Here is a 21,156-nt window from a genome sequence, read left to right as displayed (position 1 = left end):
GCCTGCGCGAGGATCGCGCGCAGGCGTTCTTTATTGCACCGTCGTGCAGTAAGGAGTGCCGGTTTGCACGCAGGTGAAGCTTGCCCCAAAATGCGACTGCGCACCGCTGCGGCCGCCATGCTCGACCGCAACCGAGAAGCTGAATGCAAAGATGGCGGCAAACAGCATGATAACAACGAAGCGCCGCGCGATGATGATCGAGTCCATGTCCTTGGCCTACCCGTGCCCTATACTGGACACCGTTTTGCCATGGTCATGCTGAACAGGTGCTGAGATACCGGTTCATCCAGCGTTCATAAATATTACCGGATTCGAATGGTCGAATGAATCTTCCGCAGGCAAATAAAAGCCGCCTGCCAACCGGGGCGGGCGGGCGCAACGGCGCTTTCTGAAATAAGCAGGAGCCGTCTTAAAGCTTTGTCCAGGTCTGCGACTTGCAGAATACTTTCAGCACGCAGCCTTGCATCTTGATCTTGTTGCCGTTGACCGTGCCGGAGCCGCTATAGGTCTTGTCTTCGGAGGGGTCGGTCAGTTCGCCCGTATAGCTGTTGCCCTTGCCCTGCATCTTGCCGATCTGTTTGCCGGCATATTTGCCGGTCTTCAGCGTCACGCAGTAGCTGTCGCCGCAGGGCGCGATGGCGGCGGTATCGCCAGCGACGGTCTTCCAGTTGCCGACGATCGGCTCTTCGGCAAAGGCCGCGCTCGCGCTCAACAGCATCGCGGCAGCAAGAATGGTGGCACGGATCATGTTCTTATTCCTCCCGGGCGCCATCCGGCTCCATGGCCGGAAACGTGGCGAGATTATCTAACGCGAACGTAAAGGTAAATATGGCTTTCGGAGCTCAAATCTCCGTTTTGCCGGGTATCCACGCGTCGTCGAAACACGACATCGAATTCAACTGCGCTCTTTTTGTGGTGAACGAAGGGTTTAAATCAAAATCCTAACGAAAGGTTAAACTCACGCGAAAATCCTTAATTTGCAAGGGAAGCGATGTTTAACAAAATCCCAAGTTTACCAAGCATTTGCACTTTGTTTGCATCGAATTAATCATGCATTTTAGGCGTTTTTTGAAAGCCGTCTGCGATAGTGAAGCCATCAAACGAGCGGGGCAAACCCGCCGGCCGGAAGAACCGGAAAGCCGCGAACGACGGCAAGGTTCGGACGGAAAACAGGGCAGATACGAACAGAAGTCAAACAGGGATAATAGCAATGGCACGCTTCGAAACGCCGATGTCTGGAAATGCCATGATGGGTGGTAACAGCGCCGATGCCCTTTGCGAACTGGGCGTGAACTACGCGACCGGCAGGGGCTGCAATGCAGACCTCGTTGCCGCCCACAAATGGTTGAATATCGCCGCCATCCGTGGCAGCGAGCGTGCCGCCGAGCTTCGCGCCGACGTTGCCGCGACCTTGACCAAGATGCAGCTCGCAGCCGCGCTGCGCGCCGCCCGCGAATGGATGACGACACACTGAGGCGTGCCGCATGCAGTAAGACTTCCTGACCTCTCAAGAGGGGATGTCGGCGGCTGACGGAGACGCCAGCCGAAATGATGAAAACCGCGACCGGCCGGGACAAGGCAGGCGCGGTTTCGTCGTTTTGAGCTTAACCGATCGCCTTCAGGACCTTCGGCAACGCCTCGGCCAGGAGATCGAGATCCTGCTTCGGGCCGACGCTGACGCGGATGCAGCGGTTGAGGGGCGCGACACCCGGCATGCGGATGAAGACGCCGTGCTGGATCAGCCCGTCGACGATCGCGCGGGCATAGGTGCCGTCGCGGCCGCAATCGATAGCGACGAAGTTGGTGGCTGAGGCGAGCGGCAGCAAGCCATTGTCGCGGGCGATCGTACCGATCTCTTCGCGTGCGGCTCGGATCTTGCCGACCACTTCGGCAAGATAGGTCTGATCCTTCAGTGCGGCGAGCGCGGCCACGGTCGCAAGCCTGTTCATGCCGAAATGGTTGCGGATCTTGTCGAAGGTCAGCACCGTCTCGGGCGCGCCGATGACATAGCCGACGCGGGCACCGGCAAGCCCATAGGCCTTGGAAAAGGTGCGGGTGCGCAAGACATTCGGCAGATCAATCAGAGTTGAGATAGCCGGGAGCGAGCTGGCAGGCCCGGTTTCGCTATAGGCTTCGTCGAGGATCAGCAGGCAATTGTCAGGCAATTCACGGGCAAAGGCAACGATCTTGTCGGCATCCCACCAACTGCCCATCGGATTGTCGGGATTGGCGAAATAGACGAGCGGCGCGTTTTCGCGCTTCACTGCTTCGAACAGCCCATCGAGGTCTTCGCGATCATCGACATAGGGCACGGTGACGAGGCGGCCGCCGAACCCCGCGACGTGGAAATTGAAGGTGGGATAGCCCCCGAGCGAGGTGACGACGGGTGTACCGGGCTCGATGACCATGCGCGCGATCAGGCCGAGCAGACTGTCGATGCCTTCGCCGACAGCGATATTGGCCGGCTGGACGCCGAGATGGGCCGCCAGCGCCTGCTTCAGCTCGAAATTTTCCGGATCGTTATACATCCAGATATCGCCGGCGTTTTCGCGCATGGCCGCAATGACGGAGGGCGCCGGCCCGAAGCCGTTCTCATTGGCGCCGATACGGGCTTTGACCGTCAGCCCGCGCTGACGCTCCAGCGCCTCGGGGCCGACGAAAGGAACCGTGGAGGGAAGGGCGCTGATCAGCGGCGTGAAGCGCGAGAAGGCGGACATGCTGGCTTTGTTTCCTGAATTCGGTTGCTGGGTGCGGCAGAATAGGCGCTTGGCGGGTGGTTGCAAGGGCGGAAAGACGTGGCTTTCGGATTGCGCCGTGACACTCATTGAAAATCATCGTCAGTTGCCATTAAAGGGAGTCTCGGTCATCGCGAGAGCATCGATTAACGAGGCCCCTGATGGATAAGCTCGCAATAGCGTTTCTTGCATCCAACAATGGAACCTCATTTCGGACGATCAACGAGGCCATTCGAGCGAACACAATGAACGCCACCGCTGTCGTACTGGTTAGCAATAGGGCTTCGTCCCCAGCGCTCGCCTATGCTGAGGCTAACGGCATTCCCTCGTGCCATATTCCGACGAAGGATAGGGAAGCTGATGCGGACAAACAGCTTCGCGACACGCTAATCGCCTATGGTGCTGAACTCGTTGTCTTATCTGGCTATCTCAAGAGACTTGGCCCGCTTACGCTAGCCGCTTTTGAGGGGCGAATATTGAATGTTCATCCGGGGCTGCTGCCCAAATACGGCGGATTGGGAATGTATGGGCGAAGAGTCCACCAAGCCGTGCTCGACAATCGGGAGACAGAAACAGGTGCAACGATCCACCTCGTAGACGGAGAGTACGATCACGGAAGAACTGTGGCCACAACGATTGTTCAAATCCATCCCGACGATAGCGTAGTTTCGCTGGAACTACGGGTCATGGCTGCGGAATGCAACCTTTTCACTGATCTCATACGCCGCATATCAAAGGGCGAACTACGCCTGCCGTTATAGAACGGCGCAAAGAGCCGAACGCAGCTGCCGGTCCGCGCTCCCGGGGCCGATGGCTGCGTGTTCCCTCTAATGCACGGCCGAGTCGGGACGGCAGCAGCTTTTTGGCTGCCACCGATTCCGGTTACAAACCTGCCTCAGCCATCCAGAGTTCAGCATCCGCACCGCCCGGAATTCGCAGCGGGGCGGATGGATCGGTGGCTGCCCGCCACACTGCCTTCGCTACGTCGGGAGCATAGGTCACAGGGCTGGTGTCGTCCTGTACATTCTTTATGAATTGCTGGATCAAGGGCGCATAATCCGGATCGTCCAGACCACGCAAATGTGGACGCGCATTCTCCCCAAAGCGAGTTTCCGGCGACCGGCCTGGCAGGACAATATGCACCCGCACGCCAAATGGCTCCATCTCCACCGATAAGGACTCGGTGAACGCGTTCACCGCTGCCTTGCTCGCCCGGTAGATCCCAATCACAGGCAGAGTCTTGACCGTCACCGTGGAGGTGACGTTGACGATGACTCCGGCCCGACGTTGACGCATCTGGGGTAATACGGCCTGAATCATCGCCAATGTGCCGATCGTATTTGTCTGGAACAGCGACTGCACCGTCTCCGGCGCAGTCAGCTCGATTGGTGAGGGCGCGCCGAAACCGGCATTGTTGACCAATACGTCTATCGGACCGGCAGCCTTCACGGCGTCCGCGATGCTTGCCGGATTGGTGACGTCGAGCGCGAGAATACGCAAGCGTCCGGAAACCGGTAGCAGCTCGGGTTTGGGCGTGCGCATTGTTGCGATGACATCCCACCCTCGTTCAAAAAACAGTTTCGCAGTCTCCAGGCCGAAGCCAGACGAGCAACCAGTAATCAATATCGTGGACATGAGCCTCTCCAAACAAAAGGAATGATTCCATGGTAGTGACCGCGCGAGAGACTTTATATACGCTATAGTCTCCCTTTCTTTAGCGTTAGTCCTGATTATGACCGTCGATCCCCTTGCCGAAATCGTCACACTGCTGCAGCCGGCCGCACGCTTTTCGAAGCTGGTGGAATGCGCCGGCGCCTGGCGAATTCATCGCGAGGCCACAGGCGAGCCATTCTACTGCGCAATCCTTGAGGGGCGTTGCCGTGTAACGTTTGGAGGACATCAGCCTTTCATCCTCCGAGCCGGCGATTTCGTGCTCGTGCCGGCCATGCGCGACCTCATCAACGAGAGTGTCGACGCACCGGCCGGTCTGTCCGCCATGGTTCCAACGCAGCTGAGTGGCGGCCATTTCCGTGTCGGACGCCTCGAAGGGCCGGCGGATATGCGCATGCGCATAGGGCATTGCAGCTTCGGTGCGCCGGATGCGGCCTTGCTCGTTTCCCTCTTGCCTGATGTAGTTATCGTTCGTGACGAGCCTCGGCTCGCGACGCTGATGCAATTGGTCGGTGAGGAAACGCGCGAGCGCCGGCCGGCACGCGAACTCGTGCTGGAACGGCTGCTGGAGGTGTTGTTGATCGAGGCATTGCGATCCGGCACGGAACCAACCGTCACGTCGAGCTTGAGTCGCGGCCTTGCCGATGAACGCCTATCCGCAGCACTTCACGCGATGCATGCGCGTCCTGCCCATCCTTGGACTGTCGCGGATCTTGCGACCGAAGCGGCCCTGTCCCGATCGGCTTTCTTTGCGCGTTTCAGCCGCGTCGTCGGCCTGCCGCCAATGGAATATCTGTTGGCTTGGCGCATGGCTCTTGCAAAGCAGCTATTGCGCAGCCGCGAATTGGGGATGGATCAGGTAGCTGAACGCGTTGGCTACGGATCGGCAAGCACTTTCAGCGTCGCCTTTGCTCGATACACAGGTATGCCGCCTGCACGATATGCCCGCGGGGACGTGCGAAGCGATTGAGGATGTGAAGCCGAATTTATACCGGCCGCCTCTTGCCGCGCGCAGCCAGCGCTTCGACATTGCCGATCATGAAATCGGCGCGCACGACGCGACGCAGCGTTTCCGGTTCGATCAGGTTGATGAAGCGCACATGGACGCGGTTGCCGTTGCGGCTCGTTTCAGCGCAGGCGATGCGGTAGGCAAGACCGAGGATGTTCAGATAGTAATGGGTCGGCAGGCCGACGGTCGTGGCGACGGTGAAGCTGGCGCCGCCGCGCGAAATGTCGGTAATTTCGGCGCTGCGTACGGAAATACCCGTCAGACAGGGACGAACCGCTACGAGGCGCGCCGGCCTCTGGACGTAGAACCGTTCCCAGCTGCGTTCGTAGACTTCGGATTTGACTTTCGCCAGATGGGTTGCGCGAAGCATTGTCATTCCCTGTTGAAGAACAGACCGAATTCATCTCGGTTACACTACGAACCTTGCACGGAGATTTTGCGGAAGCGTCAATTGCATTGGTAGAATTTTAACGGGTTCGTCTTTTGTGCCGATTTGGGCGCATCTTGACAGCGGGAGCGGCTTCGATCATACGAAAGCTCGGTTCGAGGCGCCTGCCGCTCGCGGATGAAAATCCAAGGTGAAGTCCTCGCTGTTTTAGGTCACGGCCATTCAGGGCATGCTGACTGACGGTAATGCGAGCCCCGTTTCACGGTCGTAATTGCGTGCCTTAGCAAAGGCTGATCCTATGACGACGTATCCGTCCATAGATGAATTGAAGGCTCAGGCCCGGCGTCTGCGTCAGGCGATGGCCGAACGCGGCGACGACATGAGCCACTCGACGGCACTGGAACTCATCGCCAAGCAACACGGGCTGCGCGACTGGAACACGCTGTCGGCGCTTGCCGCAAAACCCAACGATGGGCCGGACGCGCCTTTCGATGTCGGTTCCGCCGTGCGTGGGCGCTATCTGAACAAGCCCTTCACGGGCAAGGTTCTGGCGATGTCGGCGAAGTCAGGCGGGCTCTACAGGATAACGATCCATTTCGACGAACCGGTCGATGTGGTGGAGTTCGAGAGCTTCTCGGCGTTCCGTCAGCGCATCAACGCCCAGGTCGATGCCGACGGCATTTCGCCGCGCAGGACATCGAACGGCCTGCCGCACCTCGTTCTCGACATCTGATTTCATCCTTCATCACTAGACCATTATCCTCGCCGCCTGCGAGCGATTCCGTCCGGACACCACCATGGCGCACACGAACGAAAACAACATGTTCCTCACCGGCTGGCTGCCTGGCGTCTTTGCCAGGACGGCCGCGCCGATCATCGTCATCACCACGGTCAGCGGCCTTTTCGCCGTCGTCGACGCCTATTTTCTTGGCGTCTATGTCGGCGGCGACGCGCTGTCCGCCGTCAGCCTCATCTTTCCCGCGCTCATGCTGCTGATCGCGCTGCAGACGCTGGTTTCGAACGGCATGGCGAGCATTCTCGCCCGCCGCCTCGGCGCCGGTGATCGCAAGGGCGCGAAGTCGGTATTCACCGGCGCCCACACGCTGGCACTTGCCATCGTGGTCGTAATCAACCTCGTCTACTGGCTCGCTGGTCGGCAGTTCATTGCCGTGGCTGCGGCGGGAAATGTCGATGTCGCCCGCAACGCCGAGGCCTTCATGGGCACCATGATCGCCTTCGCGCCGATCAGCTTCTTCCTGTCGGTGCATCTCGATGGGCTGCGCTGCGAAGGAAAGCTCGGTTTCATGACGCTGGTGACGCTTGCCTCGACGCTGCTGAATATCGTGGCAAACTGGCTGCTGATGGCCGTCCTTCATTGGGGCGTGGTCGGCTCCGCCGGCGGCTCGATCCTGGCGCAATTCATCTGCCTGGCGCTCGTCGTCATCTATCGCCTGCGTCGGCCGAACGGGCTCTGGGTCGATATGGCGCTGCATGTTCGCGAGTGGCGCGGCATCTTTGCCTTCGGCGCGCCGATGAGCCTCGGCTTCATCGGCATTTCGCTAAGCTCGGCCGCCATCCTCTTCAATGTGTCGATCTGGCATCAGGGCGATTATGTCGCAACCGTCGGCGCCTATGGCATCGTGACCCGTGTCATGACCTTCGCCTATCTGCCGCTACTGGGCTTGAGCATCGCTCTCCAGACCATATCGGGCCACAACCATGGCGCAGCGCTTCCGGCGCGCGTCGGTCATAGCGTTGTCATCGCCCTGATTTCGGCTCTGGTCTATTGCGCCGCCGTCGAATTCGTCGTCGAGCTGCTGGCGGGGCATCTGGGCTCGGTCTTCGTCGCCGATCCCCTGATCGTCGCGGAGGTCGGCCGCATCCTGCCCTGGACGATCGGCGCCTATTTCCTCTTCGGCCAGGCGATCATCCTGTCGTCCTATTTCCAGTCGATCGGCGATGCGAAACGCGGCGCGATCTTTGGCCTGTCACGGTCTTACCTCTTCACCCTGCCGCTGACATTCCTCCTGCCGCTTGTCTTCGGCGAACGCGGGATATGGATGACGCCGATCTTTGCAGAAATGGGGATGATTCTGCTGACCTGGCTGGTGCTGTCGCGCAATGCCAGGGATCGGAAATGGCGCTACGGCTTGTTGCCCGCATGACATGAAAAAGGCCGCGCTTTCGGGCGCGGCCCTTTGTTATATCGATAATAAGCCTCCACCTACGGTGGAGGACTGGACGAGTTCTACACGGTAGTTGAGAGACCTCCTGCTTGAACCGCTGGGGTGGCCCAGACTTCGAACAAGGAGGTTTTATGGATGAGCAGACGCTCTCGCACGCGACGTGGGACTGCAAGTATCACATTGTTTTTGGCAGCAAATACCGAACGAAAAGGCTGTACGGGGACGTACGGCGTGAGTTGGGAGACCTCTTACGTCGGCTGGCACAGCAGAAAGGCTGCCAGATCGAAGAGGGTCATTTGATGCCCGATCATGTGCATATGTTGATCTCGATCCCGCCGAAATATTCGGTTGCGCATATTGTCGGCTTTTTGAAGGGCAAGACAGCCCTTTATGTTGCCAACAAGTATGCGCGCAAGCGCCGCTACAAGGGTTATCACTTTTGGGCGCGCGGCTATTTCGTATCGACGACGGGCTACAATGAGCAGGTCGTCAGACAATATATCCGTCATCAGGAAAAGGCCGACAAAGCTTCCGACTTTGCCGACCTCTTCAATCGTAGCTACTAAGCGCTAACAATACCGCTTCTAGCGGTTCAAGCGCAGCGTTTCAAACCTCCACCTCTGGTGGAGGTCATGACTTTCCGGGAGCTTGTGGCCATCCTCGCCCTTCGAGGCTTCGCTCCTCAGGGTGAGGATGGAGCAGGCTCGTCGCTATCGCAATGCAGAGGCAATGAAGAAATGAGCCCGTAGCGGCTGGGTGCAAAGGTCAGCCCTCATGCTGAGGAGGCCCGAAGGGCCGTCTCGAAGCACGAGGGCGGATGGTTGAGAACAGCGCCACCAGCTCAGGACTTCAGCAGCCATTCGTGTTCCACGGCATTATGGAATTTCCAGATGCGCTTCGGCCCGGCCATGACGTTCAGGTAATAGAGATCATAGCCGTGGCAGGCAGCGCAAGGGTGATATCCCTTTGGCACCAGCGTCACATCGCCATCCTCCAGCACCATCACCTCATCGAGCGACCGGTCGTCGGTATAGACCCGCTGGAAGCCAAAACCCTGCGGCGGGTTGAGGCGGTGGTAATAGGTCTCCTCAAGGAAGCTTTCGTTCGGGAGATCGTCCTGATCGTGCTTGTGCGGAGGATAGGAGGAGGTGTGTCCGCCGGGCGTGATCACTTCCACGACCAGCAGCGAATGTGCCGCCCCATCATCTTCCGGCATGATATTGTTGACGTAGCGGACGTTGGTTCCCTTGCCGCGCGTGAGCGCGGGATGGGTGCCTGGCGGAATGGCACGGGCCTCATAGGAGCCGCCGCCCGGTGCCGAACAGACGGCGAGCTCCAGATCGGTCTCGGCGGTCACCGACCAGCTCGAGCCTGCTGGGATATAGAGCGCATGCGGTGCGCCTTCGAAGGGGCTCATGCGCCCGCCGAGCGAGCCGAAATCCTTCGTACCCGCCTTGGCGCTGCCCTTGCCGCTAACCCAGACGAGGCAGATTTCGCGATCACCGGTCTCGGCCGAAGCGGTTTCGCCCGGCTTCAGGCGGTGGAGATCGAAGCCGACATAGGTCCAGCCGGCGCTTTCGGGCGTGACATGGGTGACGCGGCCATGGGAGCCGTCAGGTTTGACCTTGAGATTGGGCATGGGTTCTTCCTCCATTGCTTGGGAGAACGCCCCTTCCCATCCTTCGATGGGGCGAGGGGCGCTCATCTCTCGAGCAATTCCAGGAAAAGTGCTTAGCGGTTTTCCGTCCGGAATTGCGTGAAAACAAAGAGCTAGAGCGTTTTCGCGATTCGAAGAAAAGCGGAAGCGCTCCAGCTATCCCTTGGGAAAGCCTTCGGTTTCCACCGTGTAGCCTGCGGCCGTCATGACGCGCATCAGCTCGGCATGGCCGATCTCGGCCATTTTCTGTGGCGGCGCCTTGCGCGGGTCCTGTTCGGCTTCGACCACGAACCAGCCTTCATAGCCGTAATCGGCGAAGCGCTGGACGATGGCGCCGAAATCGAGCGAGCCGTCTCCCGGCACCGTGAACGCGCCGAGCGCGACGGCATCGAGGAAGGACTGCCGGCTGCGATCCAGCCCGTCGACGATGGACTTGCGGATATCCTTGACGTGAACGTGGTTGATGCGGGCGTGGTGGTTGTCGATGGCGCGCAGCACGTCGCCGCCGGCAAAGGCCAGGTGACCGGCATCGAGCAGCAGCGGAATGCCTTCGCCGGAATTGCGCATGAAGGCGTCGAGTTCCGGCTCGGTTTCGACCACGGCTGCCATATGATGATGATAGGAAAGCGGCATGCCTTGCTCGGCGCACCATTCGCCGAATTCGGTGACGCGGCGGGCATAGGCCTTCATCTCGTCATCCGAAAGGCGCGGCTTGGTGGCGAGCGGCTTGGAACGATCGCCCTGGATCGAGCGGCCGACTTCGCCGTAGACGATGCAGGGCGCATTGACGGCCTTGAACAGCTCGATCATCGGCGCGATACGATCCTTGTTGGCGGCAAGCTCCTCATTGACGAGCGTGCCCGAGAACCAGCCGCCGCAGAGCGTCACGTCGGCGGCGCGCAGGATCGGCAGCATCTCATCGGGGTTGCTGGGGAAGCGCCGGCCCTGTTCCATGCCGGTGAAGCCGGCGCCGCGCGACTGGCGTAGGCATTCTTCCAAAGATACGTCGTCGCTGAGCTCCGGAAGATCGTCGTTCCACCAGGCGATGGGCGACATGCCGAGTTTGGCCTTCATCAATGGTCTCCTTGAAAAGCTATTGGAGGAGCCGAAGCTCCTCCAGAAAAATGACGGAAATAATCAGCCGATGCGCTGGGCGGCGCGGGCTTGTTCGTAGGCGGCGCGAGCCTTGTTGACTTCGGCACGCGGGCTGACTTCGGGAACGGCGACATCCCACCAGTGGCCGCCTTCATTCGTGGTGATCAGCGGGTCGGTGTCGATGACGATGACCGAGCTGCGGTCGTTCTTCTTCGATGCCTCGATGGCCTGTTCCAGCTCGGTGATGGACGAGACCTTCACGGCTATCGCGCCCATGCTGGCCGCATGCGCCCGGAAGTCGATCTCCGGCATCACCTCGAAGCGCGCATCCTTCAAGAGATTGTTGAAGTTCGCGCCGCCGGTCGCCATCTGCAGGCGATTGATGCAGCCATAGCCACGGTTGTCGAGCAGCACGACGGTAATCTTCAGGCCGAGCATGACGGAGGTCGCCAGTTCGGAATTCAGCATCATATAGGAGCCGTCGCCGACCATGACGACGACATCCTTCTCCGGCCGCGCCATCTTGACGCCAAGGCCACCGGCAATCTCATAGCCCATGCAGGAGAAGCCATATTCCATGTGATAGCTGCCGGGTGCGGTCGCCGGCCAGAGCTTGTGCAGCTCGCCGGGGAGGCCGCCAGCTGCGCAGACCAGAATGCTGTTTTCGCCACCGAGCGTGCGGGTGACGGCGCCGATGACCTGGGCGTCGGAGGGCAGGGCGGCATTGGTGGTCGCCATGGCCTTTGCGGCGGCTTCCATCCAGATCTGCTTTTCTTTCGTCGCCTTTTCGGCAAGCGATGCCGGTGCGCGCCAGCCGGTCAGGCCCGCGGAAAGCGCCTTCAGCCCTTCGCGCGCATCCGTCACCAATGGGTGACTGTTGTGCTTCAGCGCATCATAGGCCGCGATGTTCAGGCCGATCATGGCCAGCTTCTCGTTCTTGAACAGCGCCCAGGAGCCGGTGGTGAAATCCTGGCAGCGCGTGCCGACGGCAATCACCAGATCGGTTTCTTCGGCGATGGCATTGGCGGCAGAGGTGCCTGTCACGCCGACAGAGCCGAGTGCGAGCGGATGTGTCTCGTCGATCGCCGATTTGCCGGCCTGCGTGACGACGACGGGAATGTCATGCGCTTCCGCGAAAGCCACCAGTTCCTTGGTCGCCTGCGAATAGAGAACACCGCCACCGGCGAGGATGACGGGCTTTTCCGAGCGGCGGATCAGCGAGATGGCATTGGCAAGTTCCTCGGCATCCGGCTGCGGCCGGCGCTGCGTCCAGACATGCTCTTCGAAGAAGCTTTCGGGATAATCATAGGCTTCGGCCTGCACGTCCTGGCAGAGCGAAAGCGTCACCGGGCCGCAATCAAGGGGATCGGTCAGCACCTGCATGGCGCGCTTCAGCGCCGTCATGATCTGCTCCGGGCGAGTGATGCGGTCGAAATAGCGCGAGACAGGGCGGAGGGCGTCGTTGGCCGAAACGGTGCCGTCACCAAAATCCTCGATCTGCTGCAGCACTGGATCGGGCGCGCGGTTGGCAAAGACGTCGCCCGGCAGGAAGAGAACCGGAATACGATTGACATGCGCAACGCCGGCGGCCGTCACCATATTCAGCGCGCCGGGACCGATGGAGGTCGTGCAGGCCATGAAACGCTGACGAAAGCTCGCCTTGGCATAGGCGATGGCGGCATGGGCCATGCCCTGCTCATTGTGGGCGCGGAAGGTCGGCAGTTCCTCGCGCACCTGATAGAGCGCCTCGCCGATGCCCGCGACATTGCCGTGACCGAAGATTGCCCAGACGCCGCCGAAGATCGGCTGCTTCTGTCCGTCAATGATGGTCATCTGCTTCTTGAGGAAATGTGCGACGGCCTGTGCCATCGTCAATCGGATCGTCTTGCCCATCGGGCGCCTCCCAAATGCTAGATTCTCACAGGCCGCGAGTCTTGAGCCACGCGTCCGTCAGTTGCCGGAAACGGCCGGCCATGTCGGCAATCGCTTCCTCGTCGTTCATGCCACCCGAGAGCCACGCACGGGCCGCATCGGAGAAGATGGTCCGCCCAACGGCGAAGCCCTTGACCGAGGGAGCCGCCAGCGTCGCCTCGAAGCTGCGGATCAGTTCTTCCGCCGGCGCCTCCAGGCCGAGCAGGACGATACCACGGCACCATGGATCATTTTTGGCGATCACGGCATCGATTTTTTTCCAGGCAGCCGTCGATTCCTGCGGCTCCAGCTTCCACCAGTCCGGCTTGATGCCGAGTGCATAGAGCTCTTCCATTGCCCTCGGAATCGTATCGTCGGTCAGTGGTCCGTTCTTGCTGGCGATGATTTCCACCAGCAGTTCGCGTCCTACCTTGCGCGCGGCCTCGAACAGGGTCCGCAGCTTCTCCTGCTGCTCCGCCTTCAATTCTTGCGGATCGTCCGGATGGTAGAAGCATAGGCATTTGATGCAATGATTGAGCGGCCATTCGACGAGCTGGGAGCCGATGTCCTGGCTGAATTCGAATTTCAGCGGCTTCGATCCCGGCAGTTCGACAGGGCGGCCGATCCAGGAGAAATTCTTGGTTGCCGCATCGAAGAAGGCGTCGCGCCCGAAGCGCTCATCGATCAGCATGCCGTAGCCGGGGCGGCCGTCGGCCACCCGAGCCGCCGCCTCGACGGCCAGCCGCTTGAAGGCGACGATCTTGTCATGGCCGATGCCCAGTTCATCGCAGACGCTGACGAGCTGCGAGCGATGGTCGATCGCAAGCGCCATCAGCAGCGGGATTTCATCGGCGCGGCGGGTCGTCGCCCAATGAATGTGGTTGATTGCCTCGTCCTTGCGCAGCGCCCTATGCTTGCTGCCCGTCTTCAGGAAGAAATCGAGCTCCGTCCAGGTCGGATACTCCGGCGAGCAGAGCAGGCGCGAGACGGCGAAGGCGCCGCAGGCATTCGCCCAAGTGGCACAGGTCTTCAAGGGCTCGCCGCGCAGATAGCCGCGCAGGAAGCCGGACATGAAGGCATCGCCTGCGCCGAGAACGTTGAAGACCTCGATCGGGAAACCCTGGCCGACGATGCCGGCTTCGAGATCGTCCGAAATCGGGCCTTCATAGACGATGCAGCCCATGGCGCCGCGTTTCAGCACGATGACGGCGGACGAGAGACGGCGAATTTCCCTCAAGGCGCCGAGCACGTCGTCGGCGCCGGAGGCGATCATGATCTCTTCTTCCGTGCCGACGATCAGGTCGCAATCCGGCAAGGTCTCCTTCATTTTGGAGGACACGCGATCCGACTTCACATAGCGCTCGAAGCCTTCGGCATGGCCGGCGAGGCCCCAGAGGTTCGGCCGGTAATCGATATCGAAGATCACCTTGCGGCCGTTCGCCTTGGCGATGCGGATCGCCTTGCGTTGGGCCGCTTCGGTGTTGGGCTTGGAGAAATGCGTGCCGGAGACCAGAACAGCGCCCGAGGACTTGATGAAGCCTTCGTCGATATCGTCTTCGTTCAGCGCCATGTCGGCGCAATCTGACCGATAGAAGATCATCGGCGAGACGCCTTCGGCCTCGACCGCGAGCAATACCAGCGCCGTCAGCCGTTCCTTGTCTGTTGCGATCCCGTCGACGGCCACACCTTCGCGGGCGGTCTGCTCGCGGATGAAGCGGCCCATCTGCTCGTCGCCGACACGGGTGATAAGGCCGGATTTCAGGCCGAGCCGCGCCGTGCCGATGGCGATATTGGCCGGGCAGCCGCCGACCGATTTGGCGAAAGAGGCGATGTCTTCGAGCTTCGAGCCGATCTGCTGACCATAAAGGTCGACGGAGGAGCGGCCGATGGTGATCACATCGAGTTTTGCGTCCGGCCCAGCGCCAGAATTGTCGTGTGCCATGATGTCCTCCCGTCGGAGCATGACCTCTTTTGCTTTTCAGCCTGCGCCGAGATCATGCGTTATTGAAAGTGCCGGTGTTCGTTTCGTCCCGGTTGCTATGGATCTGGCAGCCATCTCCCGCGGCCGTGATCTTGGTTGTAGTGAAACATTGGTTCCGAGATTTTGTCAATTCGGAATGTTTATTCCATTTTCGTTTTATCGGCTTTTGTCGCAGCTTTTCGACGGCGCTCGGCGATGGCGACAGGAAAGGCCATGATCAGCGCCATCGATGCCGATAGCGAGCGGAAACCCGCAAAATCGGCTTCAGCCACTTCAAACCAGTAGTCGGCGCAAGCGGTAAGCGGCGAAAAGGCCGAATCGGTAATGGCGATGACCGGGACGTTGCGCGAGGCGAGATCCTGTGCCTGCGCCAGGCTATCGGCGGCATAGGGCGAAAAGCTCGCGGCGATGGCGGCGTCCTTCTCCGTTGCGAAGCGGGTGATCTCGCCGTCGATGCCGTTCGGCGAGGCGACGATCTGGTGACGAATGTTCAGCTTGGAGAAGGCATAGGTCATATGTGCCGTCAGCGGATAGGAGCGGCGCTTGGCGATGAGATAGATCGTCTCGGCCGCTGCGAGCACGTCGACGGCCTTGGCGAAGGTGTCGGTCTCGATGGTTGCGGCGAGCTTGTTGACGGATTGGCTCGCCGCAGAGAGGAAGCCCGAGAGAATGCTGGCCTCTTCGTTCTCGATGCCGGAGCGTTCGAGCGTTACCAGCCGCTCCTCATAGCTCAGCGTCCGGTCGCGCAGCCGTTCACGAAAGATGCTCTGAAGATCGGAAAAGCCCTCATAGCCGAGGTGATGAGCAAGGCGCACCAATGTGGAAGGCTGAACTTCGGCGGCAGCGGCGATGCTGGCCGTCGTGCCGAAGGCGATCTCATCGGGATTGCCGAGCGCAAAGGCGGCAACCTGGGCCAACCGCTTCGGCATGGCATTCTTGCGCTCTATAATGGTGCTGCGCAGGCTTTCGAAGTCGCGTGGTACCTTGGTCTGCGTCTCGATATTGTTGTCCATGCACCGTCCTTCAGCTCCCCCAATGCCCGTAATGAAACAAACGTTCCATATTTCCAACGATACCGGATTTTGAATCGTTCGGCACGAATAATTTTAAGTTCATGATTTTAAATGTGTAAATATGAATTCTTGCCTGCAGAAGAGATGCCGATGCCATGAGTGTGCTTGTCAAAACGGTCTAAATATTCCAAAAATCGCGCAACTTCGGGAGCGGATTTGAGGAGGAAGGGTAAATGAAGCCGTTGGGCGTTGGATTGATCGGCACCGGTTATATGGGCAAATGCCATGCACTGGCATGGAATGCGGTCAAAACAGTATTCGGCGATGTCGCGCGGCCGCGCCTGGTGCATCTTGCCGAAGCCAATGCCGATCTGGCAAAGGCGCGCGGCGACGAATTCGGCTTCGAAAAGGCAACGGCCGACTGGCGCGAGCTCATCGCAGATCCGGAAGTCGACGTCGTCTCGGTCACGACCCCCAACCAGTTCCACCCGGAAATGGCGATCGCAGCCCTTGAAGCCGGCAAACATGTCTGGTGTGAAAAGCCGATGGCGCCATCCTATGGCGATGCCGAACGCATGCTGGCTGCGGCCAAGGCCTCGGGCAAGGTTGCCATTCTCGGCTACAATTATATCCAGAACCCGGTGATGCGGCACATCAAGGCGCTGATTGCGGAAGGCGCGATCGGAGCGGTCAATCACGTCCGCGTCGAGATGGACGAGGACTTCATGGCCGATCCGAACGGCCTATTCTATTGGAAGAGCGAACTTGCCTCCGGTTATGGCGCTCTCGATGATTTCGCCGTGCATCCGCTTTCGCTGCTCTGGTTCCTGTTCGGCCATGTGGAAGCCGTCATTACCGACATGGTGAAGCCCTATGCCGAACGGCCGTTGAAGGATGGTGGCAGCCGCGCGGTCGAAAATCACGATCTCGCCAATGTGCTGATGCGGCTTGGCGGCGGCATTTCCGTGGTTCTCATGGCCAACCGCTCCGCTTGGGGCCGCAAGGGACGGATCGCGTTGCAGATCTTCGGCTCCAAAGGCTCGATCTCCTATGACCAGGAGCGCATGAACGAATTCGAGCTCTACCAAGCCGAGGGCAGGGACAGCGAACAGGGCTTCCGCAAGGTGCTGGCCGCACCCGCGCACAAACCCTATGACCGCTTCATCCCGGCGCCCGGCCACGGCCTTGGCTTCAACGATCTGAAGATCATCGAATGCCGCGAGCTGATCCGAGCCATAGGGGGCGAAGCTGCGTCAGTCGTGGCTTTCAAGGATGGGCTGCGAATCGAGAAATCGGTGCACGCCATGGCGCAATCCTTCCACGAGCGCCGCTGGGTCGAAATATCAGGCTGAGCCTGTCGGCCTAACTTTCTCCCGATCCGGGGCGCAGGGTCAGTCGTGATTGACGCTTGCGGATGCAGGCGTTACCCCTGAATCCTACGAGCGCGTCCATACTGGGGCTCGCCATAATAACAATGGAGTACGGATCGTGACGGGCAGATTGGTCATTATCGGGGCCGGGCAGGCGGGTTTCGCGCTCGCTGCCAAATTGCGCGGGTTGGGTGATTCGCGGCCGATCACCATCGTCGGTGCTGAAGAGAATCTTCCCTATCAGCGACCGCCACTGACCAAGAAGTATCTGCTCGGCGAAATGACTTTTGATCGCCTGCTGTTCCGGCCTGAACATTGGTATGCCGACAATAATGTCGAGATTCGTGTGTCCACCTGGGTCGAGCAGATCGATCGTGCCGCAAAGCAGATCGTCATGCAGGACGGCTCCAGGCTGGATTATGAGACGCTGGCGCTTGCGACGGGCTCGACGCCCCGCCGCCTGCCGCCCTCCGTCGGCGGCGCGCTCGAAGGCGTCTATCTCGCCCGCGACAAGCGCGATGCCGATCTTCTTGCCGGCGAGATGCGCCCCGGACGCCGGGTGCTTATCATCGGCGGCGGCTATATCGGGCTTGAGGCAGCCGCTGTCGCGCGCCATCGCGGCCTTGAGGTCACGCTCATCGAGATGGGCGACCGGATATTGCAGCGGGTGGCGGCCAAGGAAACGGCCGATATTTTCCGGGCCATCCATCAGAAGCACGACGTGGTCATTCGGGAGAAGACCGGGCTGAAGCAGCTCATCGGTCGCAACGGCCATGTCGCCGCCGCCGAATTGTCCGATGGATCTACCATCGATGTCGATTTCGTTGTCGTTGGCATCGGCGTTGCTCCCAATGATAGGCTTGCCAAGGAGGCCGGCCTTGAGGTCGGCAACGGCATCGTCGTCGATTCGTTTGCCCGCACCTCCGATCCCGCAATCTTCGCCATGGGTGATTGCGTGGAGTTGCCATGGGAGGGGGGCCGTATCAGGCTCGAATCCGTGCAGAATGCCGTCGACCAGGCAGAAGCCGCGGCGGGAATCATAGCCGGCAACGAAAAGGCCTATGACCCGAAGCCGTGGTTCTGGTCGGATCAATATGACGTCAAACTGCAGATCGCCGGTTTCAATCTGGGTTACGACGAGACGCTTCTGCGTCCCGGCGCGCGCGAGGGTGCTGCTTCCGTCTGGTATTTCAAGCAGGGTCGTTTCATAGCCGTCGACGCGATAAACGACGCAAAGGCCTATGTGACCGGCAAAAAGCTGCTGGAAACCGGCGCCAATCCATCCCGGGAGATCCTTGCCGACCCGGCCGCGGATTTGAAGCAGCTGCTGGCTTGATGTGAATTTTCGAGCCGGCCGGAGCATGGTTCGGCCGGCAATCGCCTGTTGCTGAATCATGGAAAGAACGTACACAAGCGCGAAAAAGCGCTTGCGTCGATAAATGAATGGCCCTATCAGGGCCGCACCGGAGAGGTGGCCGAGTGGTCGAAGGCGCTCCCCTGCTAAGGGAGTATACCAGAAATGGTATCGTGGGTTCGAATCCCATCTTCTCCGCCATCTGCGTTCATATGTACGAACCCCTGACGCAGATGATCCAAGGCTGCATTGTTTGGCGTGGTCGACACCTGAGGCCAGATCGGATATGTGACCTTGGATATCGATGGTGCGCTCTCCGACGATCACAACAGCTACGATCGTGCTCAAATAGATTTTTGCGACCGCTCTGTTCTCACCGAAAAGCAGTTCTAGCATGTCGTTACGGAATAGATCGACGCTTTCCGGCGTAATGCCCCCGGCGTGGTCATAGGTGCGTCGAAGCAAGTCTGAGAGCATCTGATTCGCGGTTCTGAGCTCGACCGACACTGCGGCAACATCGTCTTGATAAGGGCGTTGCTCACTAATTGACGGCACTTGTTTAGCAATTGCGAACAGCCCAGTCAGCGCCTTTTCGGCTGCGGCTATACGCGTCCGGAGCTGAGGTACCAGGATATTTTCCTTTTCTCTCGCCAGCATTTCGCGGTCCCGTAATCGAGTCAGCAACTCAAACAATCGATCATGGCAGAGCACCTGATCGCGGACTTGTTCAAGGACAACGGAGTCTAGGTCATCTTCGGCTACCCGCGGGCGACTACATTTCCTCTCCTCTGGTGAGGCGGAGGCGCGAACATTCGTACCCCGTGCATCGCTGCTGCATCTGTAGTAGCGATAGATACGGCCCTTCTTACCTGTTCCCGTGCCTAATGTCATAGACGCGCCGCAGGCGCATCTTGCTATCCCTGACAGCAAGAGCGGGCTGCTCACCAGCTTGGCGCCTGACTTTCGGGGATTCCGGAACGTAAGCATTTGCTGGACCTTATCAAAATCTCCGCGGGAGACGATGGGGGCTACCTGCAGATAACGTGGCTCATATTTTTCCTGAAATTGGTGCTCGGTTTGGTTCACTCCCCAGAAGTACTGGCCGTAGTAGATCGAATGGGTCAGCATCCTATGAATTCCTTGAACACTCCATCGCGATCCCGATCTGGTTCGATACCCGTGCTCATTCAGCCAGACTACTATTGATTTGACCCCCATCGGCGGGCCACTCCCGTCTCCGTAGACGGCCATTGAATAAACTTTCTCGACCGTTAGCCTCTCCTCGTCGTGAACGGCAAGACGGGATCGCTGCCGGTTCTCGGGACAGGGAACGCATTTGTAACCGTGCGGGGGAACCCCACCCGGCCAGTATCCTTTGTCAACCATTCGGACGCGTGCACGCGTTGAATCTACCGACGATCGTATCGAGTGAAACTCATCCATCAGATTGGTCATGCGTAAGGAGACCATTCCGCCTGCATCCTTCGAGAAGGTCTGCGAAATCGCCAAAATCTCGATACGTCGATGATGAAGAAGAGCTTCGAAGATCAAGTAATCCCTGGATGATCTAGCGAACCTGGACGTGCTGTGGATCAATATCTTGTCGAATGGTGGATCGCCTTCAGCAGAGGCGTCTCTGATCATTCTTCTGAATTCTTTTCGTGCGGTGGATTTCGCAGACCTACCTGGCTCGTAGTATACAGCAACAATCTCCCATTGCTGCTGGTCGCAAAACTTTCGAAGCTGGGCTTCTTGATCAGGCATCGAAAGATCACTTTTCACGCTCTTGTCGCCAGAAACGCGAATGTATAGAGCGGCACGCGTCGGACCTGAAAGCGTTTGGGACGTTTCGTCCATGGAGGCTGATTGTCGTCTCCGACGATCTGCGGCGCTTTCTTTCTTCGCCTGCCGGTTCAGGACATCGTTGAAGAGCATTTCCAAGGCCGGCTGCGTCTCAACGTGTACCGACTTGGACAATTGTTCTTTCTTGCCTCTCTTCGGTTTCGGCTTATTTACGCTTACTTGTTTCGGCCCGGATCTCCGGCGGATGTTGGTCATCGACGTTGCTCCCTAGAACTTTGACCAAGAGCTGCGGTTCAATATGGTGGCCAGGGCAAAGACCTCCCGTTCGGTAACGCGCGGAGGTAACGCGACGGAGTTTAATACCTGCCACTTCGCCATGTTTGGCCGTTGGTTTATGATCGTCGTCGACAGGTGCGAGGCATGGCTGACCTCCGCAGGCACTTCTGGTGGCCGACCAGTTCCGTCCTCTTGTAGAGACGCCTGCTGATTTTGCCGGGTTACTGCCGGAAGTTTGCGACTGTGGTCGAGGGTGGAGTCCTCATCAGGGATACCGGTCATATGCATCTCCAGGCAAAACTGAACACTCCCGGCAATGCGTCGAGTTTGCTTCACCGGTCTCTATGCGCTGTAACGATGTGTAATGCCGGTATGACACAGTCGCCACGTTATGTCGAGTCTGACGACATGAATATTCTTCGTCTGACTCCGTTTCAGGAAATCCATACCTGAAAAGTAGGCTAGGTTGTCAACAATTAGAAAAACCGTTCGAATCCTTCCAAGGCCACTCTGACTGATCGGTCGCAGTCTTTCTCGTTACAAAGCAACATCGGGCCAACGACATGAAGATCGGGGCTGCCGACGCGTCGCGGACGCGGAATCGCAATTCTGCTTGACATCGATCGGCGCACTCTACATTTTGATCATGTAGTGAGCGAAATGACCACTTTGCGGACATGGTGAAATTTTTCAGATAATCCGCAAGA

At 59.2% G+C, this 21,156-nt stretch carries 19 protein-coding genes, 1 tRNA gene and 1 pseudogene; 9 read left to right on the top strand and 12 right to left on the bottom strand.

Translation table 11 applies throughout. From position 1 onward, the window contains the following. Positions 1-30: 30 nt before the first annotated feature. Entirely contained in the window at positions 31-207 is a 177-nt protein-coding gene (locus GDN47_RS31995) for a hypothetical protein (RefSeq protein WP_173002492.1), read from the bottom strand. 202 nt (positions 208-409) lie between these two features. After that, positions 410-748: a DUF2147 domain-containing protein gene (locus GDN47_RS12945; RefSeq protein WP_113330837.1), complete on the bottom strand. Its 339-nt coding sequence runs from the start codon at positions 746-748 to the stop codon at positions 410-412. A gap of 462 nt (positions 749-1,210) precedes the next feature. On the opposite strand from GDN47_RS12945, the gene GDN47_RS12940 reads away from it, so the two are divergent. After that, a complete protein-coding gene (locus GDN47_RS12940; RefSeq protein ID WP_015339268.1) occupies positions 1,211-1,474 on the top strand; it encodes a sel1 repeat family protein in 264 nt (87 codons plus the stop codon). Positions 1,475-1,604: 130 nt separating this feature from the next. Here GDN47_RS12940 and GDN47_RS12935 read toward each other — a convergent pair whose 3' ends face one another. Next, complete coding sequence (locus GDN47_RS12935; protein ID WP_113330838.1) at positions 1,605-2,717, bottom strand: pyridoxal phosphate-dependent aminotransferase; 1,113 nt, start codon at positions 2,715-2,717, stop codon at positions 1,605-1,607. 179 nt (positions 2,718-2,896) lie between these two features. Here GDN47_RS12935 and purN point away from each other — a divergent pair, with 179 nt between their 5' ends. After that, positions 2,897-3,496 carry a phosphoribosylglycinamide formyltransferase gene (purN, locus tag GDN47_RS12930; RefSeq protein ID WP_113330839.1) on the top strand — a complete coding sequence of 200 codons (600 nt, stop codon included), beginning with the start codon at positions 2,897-2,899 and terminating at the stop codon, positions 3,494-3,496. 121 nt (positions 3,497-3,617) lie between these two features. Here the strand turns inward: purN and GDN47_RS12925 are convergent, their stop codons facing one another. Next, the gene (locus GDN47_RS12925; RefSeq protein ID WP_145320640.1) at positions 3,618-4,370 is read right to left on the bottom strand and encodes an SDR family oxidoreductase; all 753 of its coding nucleotides are present in this window, start codon (positions 4,368-4,370) and stop codon (positions 3,618-3,620) included. A gap of 97 nt (positions 4,371-4,467) precedes the next feature. On the opposite strand from GDN47_RS12925, the gene GDN47_RS12920 reads away from it, so the two are divergent. Next, on the top strand, positions 4,468-5,376 hold the full coding sequence (locus tag GDN47_RS12920; RefSeq protein WP_152093516.1) for an AraC family transcriptional regulator: 909 nt from the start codon (positions 4,468-4,470) through the stop codon (positions 5,374-5,376). A 16-nt stretch (positions 5,377-5,392) separates the two neighbouring features. Here the strand turns inward: GDN47_RS12920 and GDN47_RS12915 are convergent, their stop codons facing one another. Next, positions 5,393-5,791, bottom strand: coding sequence for a PilZ domain-containing protein (locus GDN47_RS12915; RefSeq protein ID WP_173002491.1), 399 nt, complete (start codon positions 5,789-5,791; stop codon positions 5,393-5,395). 310 nt (positions 5,792-6,101) lie between these two features. Between GDN47_RS12915 and GDN47_RS12910 the strand changes: the two genes are divergently transcribed. From GDN47_RS12910 to tnpA, 3 genes are all read left to right on the top strand, one after another. Then, complete coding sequence (locus GDN47_RS12910; protein ID WP_113354057.1) at positions 6,102-6,536, top strand: glyoxalase superfamily protein; 435 nt, start codon at positions 6,102-6,104, stop codon at positions 6,534-6,536. A gap of 64 nt (positions 6,537-6,600) precedes the next feature. Then, positions 6,601-7,968, top strand: coding sequence for an MATE family efflux transporter (locus GDN47_RS12905; protein ID WP_113390317.1), 1,368 nt, complete (start codon positions 6,601-6,603; stop codon positions 7,966-7,968). A gap of 152 nt (positions 7,969-8,120) precedes the next feature. After that, entirely contained in the window at positions 8,121-8,555 is a 435-nt protein-coding gene (gene tnpA / locus GDN47_RS12900; protein WP_152093868.1) for an IS200/IS605 family transposase, read from the top strand. 275 nt (positions 8,556-8,830) lie between these two features. Here tnpA and iolB read toward each other — a convergent pair whose 3' ends face one another. The 5 genes from iolB to GDN47_RS12870 all read right to left on the bottom strand — a co-directional run bounded on the left by iolB (position 8,831) and on the right by GDN47_RS12870 (position 15,646). Then, complete coding sequence (iolB, locus tag GDN47_RS12895) at positions 8,831-9,628, bottom strand: 5-deoxy-glucuronate isomerase (RefSeq protein ID WP_152093515.1); 798 nt, start codon at positions 9,626-9,628, stop codon at positions 8,831-8,833. A 174-nt stretch (positions 9,629-9,802) separates the two neighbouring features. After that, entirely contained in the window at positions 9,803-10,720 is a 918-nt protein-coding gene (iolE, locus tag GDN47_RS12885) for a myo-inosose-2 dehydratase (RefSeq protein WP_113390069.1), read from the bottom strand. 63 nt (positions 10,721-10,783) lie between these two features. Continuing rightward, a complete protein-coding gene (gene iolD, locus GDN47_RS12880) occupies positions 10,784-12,634 on the bottom strand; it encodes a 3D-(3,5/4)-trihydroxycyclohexane-1,2-dione acylhydrolase (decyclizing) (protein ID WP_152093513.1) in 1,851 nt (616 codons plus the stop codon). 25 nt (positions 12,635-12,659) lie between these two features. After that, the gene (locus tag GDN47_RS12875; protein ID WP_113333812.1) at positions 12,660-14,594 is read right to left on the bottom strand and encodes a bifunctional 5-dehydro-2-deoxygluconokinase/5-dehydro-2-deoxyphosphogluconate aldolase; all 1,935 of its coding nucleotides are present in this window, start codon (positions 14,592-14,594) and stop codon (positions 12,660-12,662) included. A 179-nt stretch (positions 14,595-14,773) separates the two neighbouring features. Further along, positions 14,774-15,646 (bottom strand): MurR/RpiR family transcriptional regulator, encoded by an 873-nt coding sequence (locus GDN47_RS12870; RefSeq protein WP_152093512.1) that lies wholly within the window; start codon positions 15,644-15,646, stop codon positions 14,774-14,776. 233 nt (positions 15,647-15,879) lie between these two features. On the opposite strand from GDN47_RS12870, the gene GDN47_RS12865 reads away from it, so the two are divergent. From GDN47_RS12865 to GDN47_RS12855, 3 genes are all read left to right on the top strand, one after another. Next, positions 15,880-16,998 (top strand): Gfo/Idh/MocA family protein, encoded by a 1,119-nt coding sequence (locus GDN47_RS12865; RefSeq protein ID WP_152093511.1) that lies wholly within the window; start codon positions 15,880-15,882, stop codon positions 16,996-16,998. A 136-nt stretch (positions 16,999-17,134) separates the two neighbouring features. After that, on the top strand, positions 17,135-18,352 hold the full coding sequence (locus tag GDN47_RS12860) for an NAD(P)/FAD-dependent oxidoreductase (protein WP_113354064.1): 1,218 nt from the start codon (positions 17,135-17,137) through the stop codon (positions 18,350-18,352). Between the two features lie 129 nt (positions 18,353-18,481). Then, positions 18,482-18,571 (top strand) — tRNA-Ser (locus GDN47_RS12855). Positions 18,572-19,099: 528 nt separating this feature from the next. Here the strand turns inward: GDN47_RS12855 and GDN47_RS32725 are convergent. Beyond that, a pseudogene (locus tag GDN47_RS32725) lies at positions 19,100-20,227 on the bottom strand (recombinase family protein); the annotation flags it as partial. Between the two features lie 213 nt (positions 20,228-20,440). Next, entirely contained in the window at positions 20,441-20,731 is a 291-nt protein-coding gene (locus GDN47_RS12840) for a hypothetical protein (protein ID WP_152093510.1), read from the bottom strand. Positions 20,732-21,156 lie beyond the last annotated feature (425 nt).

This window comes from Martinezella dioscoreae, from assembly GCF_009176305.1.
Taxonomy (GTDB): Bacteria; Pseudomonadota; Alphaproteobacteria; order Rhizobiales; family Rhizobiaceae; genus Rhizobium; species Rhizobium dioscoreae.
This window is presented reverse-complemented; position numbering and strand designations above follow the sequence as displayed.

Excerpts from the sequence above, each read along its gene's own strand:
- GDN47_RS31995 (WP_173002492.1), bottom strand. The coding sequence starts at position 207 with ATGGACTCGATCATCATCGCGCGGCGCTTCGTTGTTATCATGCTGTTT.
- GDN47_RS12945 (WP_113330837.1), bottom strand. The coding sequence starts at position 748 with ATGATCCGTGCCACCATTCTTGCTGCCGCGATGCTGTTGAGCGCGAGC.
- GDN47_RS12940 (WP_015339268.1), top strand. The coding sequence starts at position 1,211 with ATGGCACGCTTCGAAACGCCGATGTCTGGAAATGCCATGATGGGTGGT.
- GDN47_RS12935 (WP_113330838.1), bottom strand. The coding sequence starts at position 2,717 with ATGTCCGCCTTCTCGCGCTTCACGCCGCTGATCAGCGCCCTTCCCTCC.
- purN (WP_113330839.1), top strand. The coding sequence starts at position 2,897 with ATGGATAAGCTCGCAATAGCGTTTCTTGCATCCAACAATGGAACCTCA.
- GDN47_RS12925 (WP_145320640.1), bottom strand. The coding sequence starts at position 4,370 with ATGTCCACGATATTGATTACTGGTTGCTCGTCTGGCTTCGGCCTGGAG.
- GDN47_RS12920 (WP_152093516.1), top strand. The coding sequence starts at position 4,468 with ATGACCGTCGATCCCCTTGCCGAAATCGTCACACTGCTGCAGCCGGCC.
- GDN47_RS12915 (WP_173002491.1), bottom strand. The coding sequence starts at position 5,791 with ATGACAATGCTTCGCGCAACCCATCTGGCGAAAGTCAAATCCGAAGTC.
- GDN47_RS12910 (WP_113354057.1), top strand. The coding sequence starts at position 6,102 with ATGACGACGTATCCGTCCATAGATGAATTGAAGGCTCAGGCCCGGCGT.
- GDN47_RS12905 (WP_113390317.1), top strand. The coding sequence starts at position 6,601 with ATGGCGCACACGAACGAAAACAACATGTTCCTCACCGGCTGGCTGCCT.
- tnpA (WP_152093868.1), top strand. The coding sequence starts at position 8,121 with ATGGATGAGCAGACGCTCTCGCACGCGACGTGGGACTGCAAGTATCAC.
- iolB (WP_152093515.1), bottom strand. The coding sequence starts at position 9,628 with ATGCCCAATCTCAAGGTCAAACCTGACGGCTCCCATGGCCGCGTCACC.
- iolE (WP_113390069.1), bottom strand. The coding sequence starts at position 10,720 with ATGAAGGCCAAACTCGGCATGTCGCCCATCGCCTGGTGGAACGACGAT.
- iolD (WP_152093513.1), bottom strand. The coding sequence starts at position 12,634 with ATGGGCAAGACGATCCGATTGACGATGGCACAGGCCGTCGCACATTTC.
- GDN47_RS12875 (WP_113333812.1), bottom strand. The coding sequence starts at position 14,594 with ATGGCACACGACAATTCTGGCGCTGGGCCGGACGCAAAACTCGATGTG.
- GDN47_RS12870 (WP_152093512.1), bottom strand. The coding sequence starts at position 15,646 with ATGGACAACAATATCGAGACGCAGACCAAGGTACCACGCGACTTCGAA.
- GDN47_RS12865 (WP_152093511.1), top strand. The coding sequence starts at position 15,880 with ATGAAGCCGTTGGGCGTTGGATTGATCGGCACCGGTTATATGGGCAAA.
- GDN47_RS12840 (WP_152093510.1), bottom strand. The coding sequence starts at position 20,731 with ATGACCGGTATCCCTGATGAGGACTCCACCCTCGACCACAGTCGCAAA.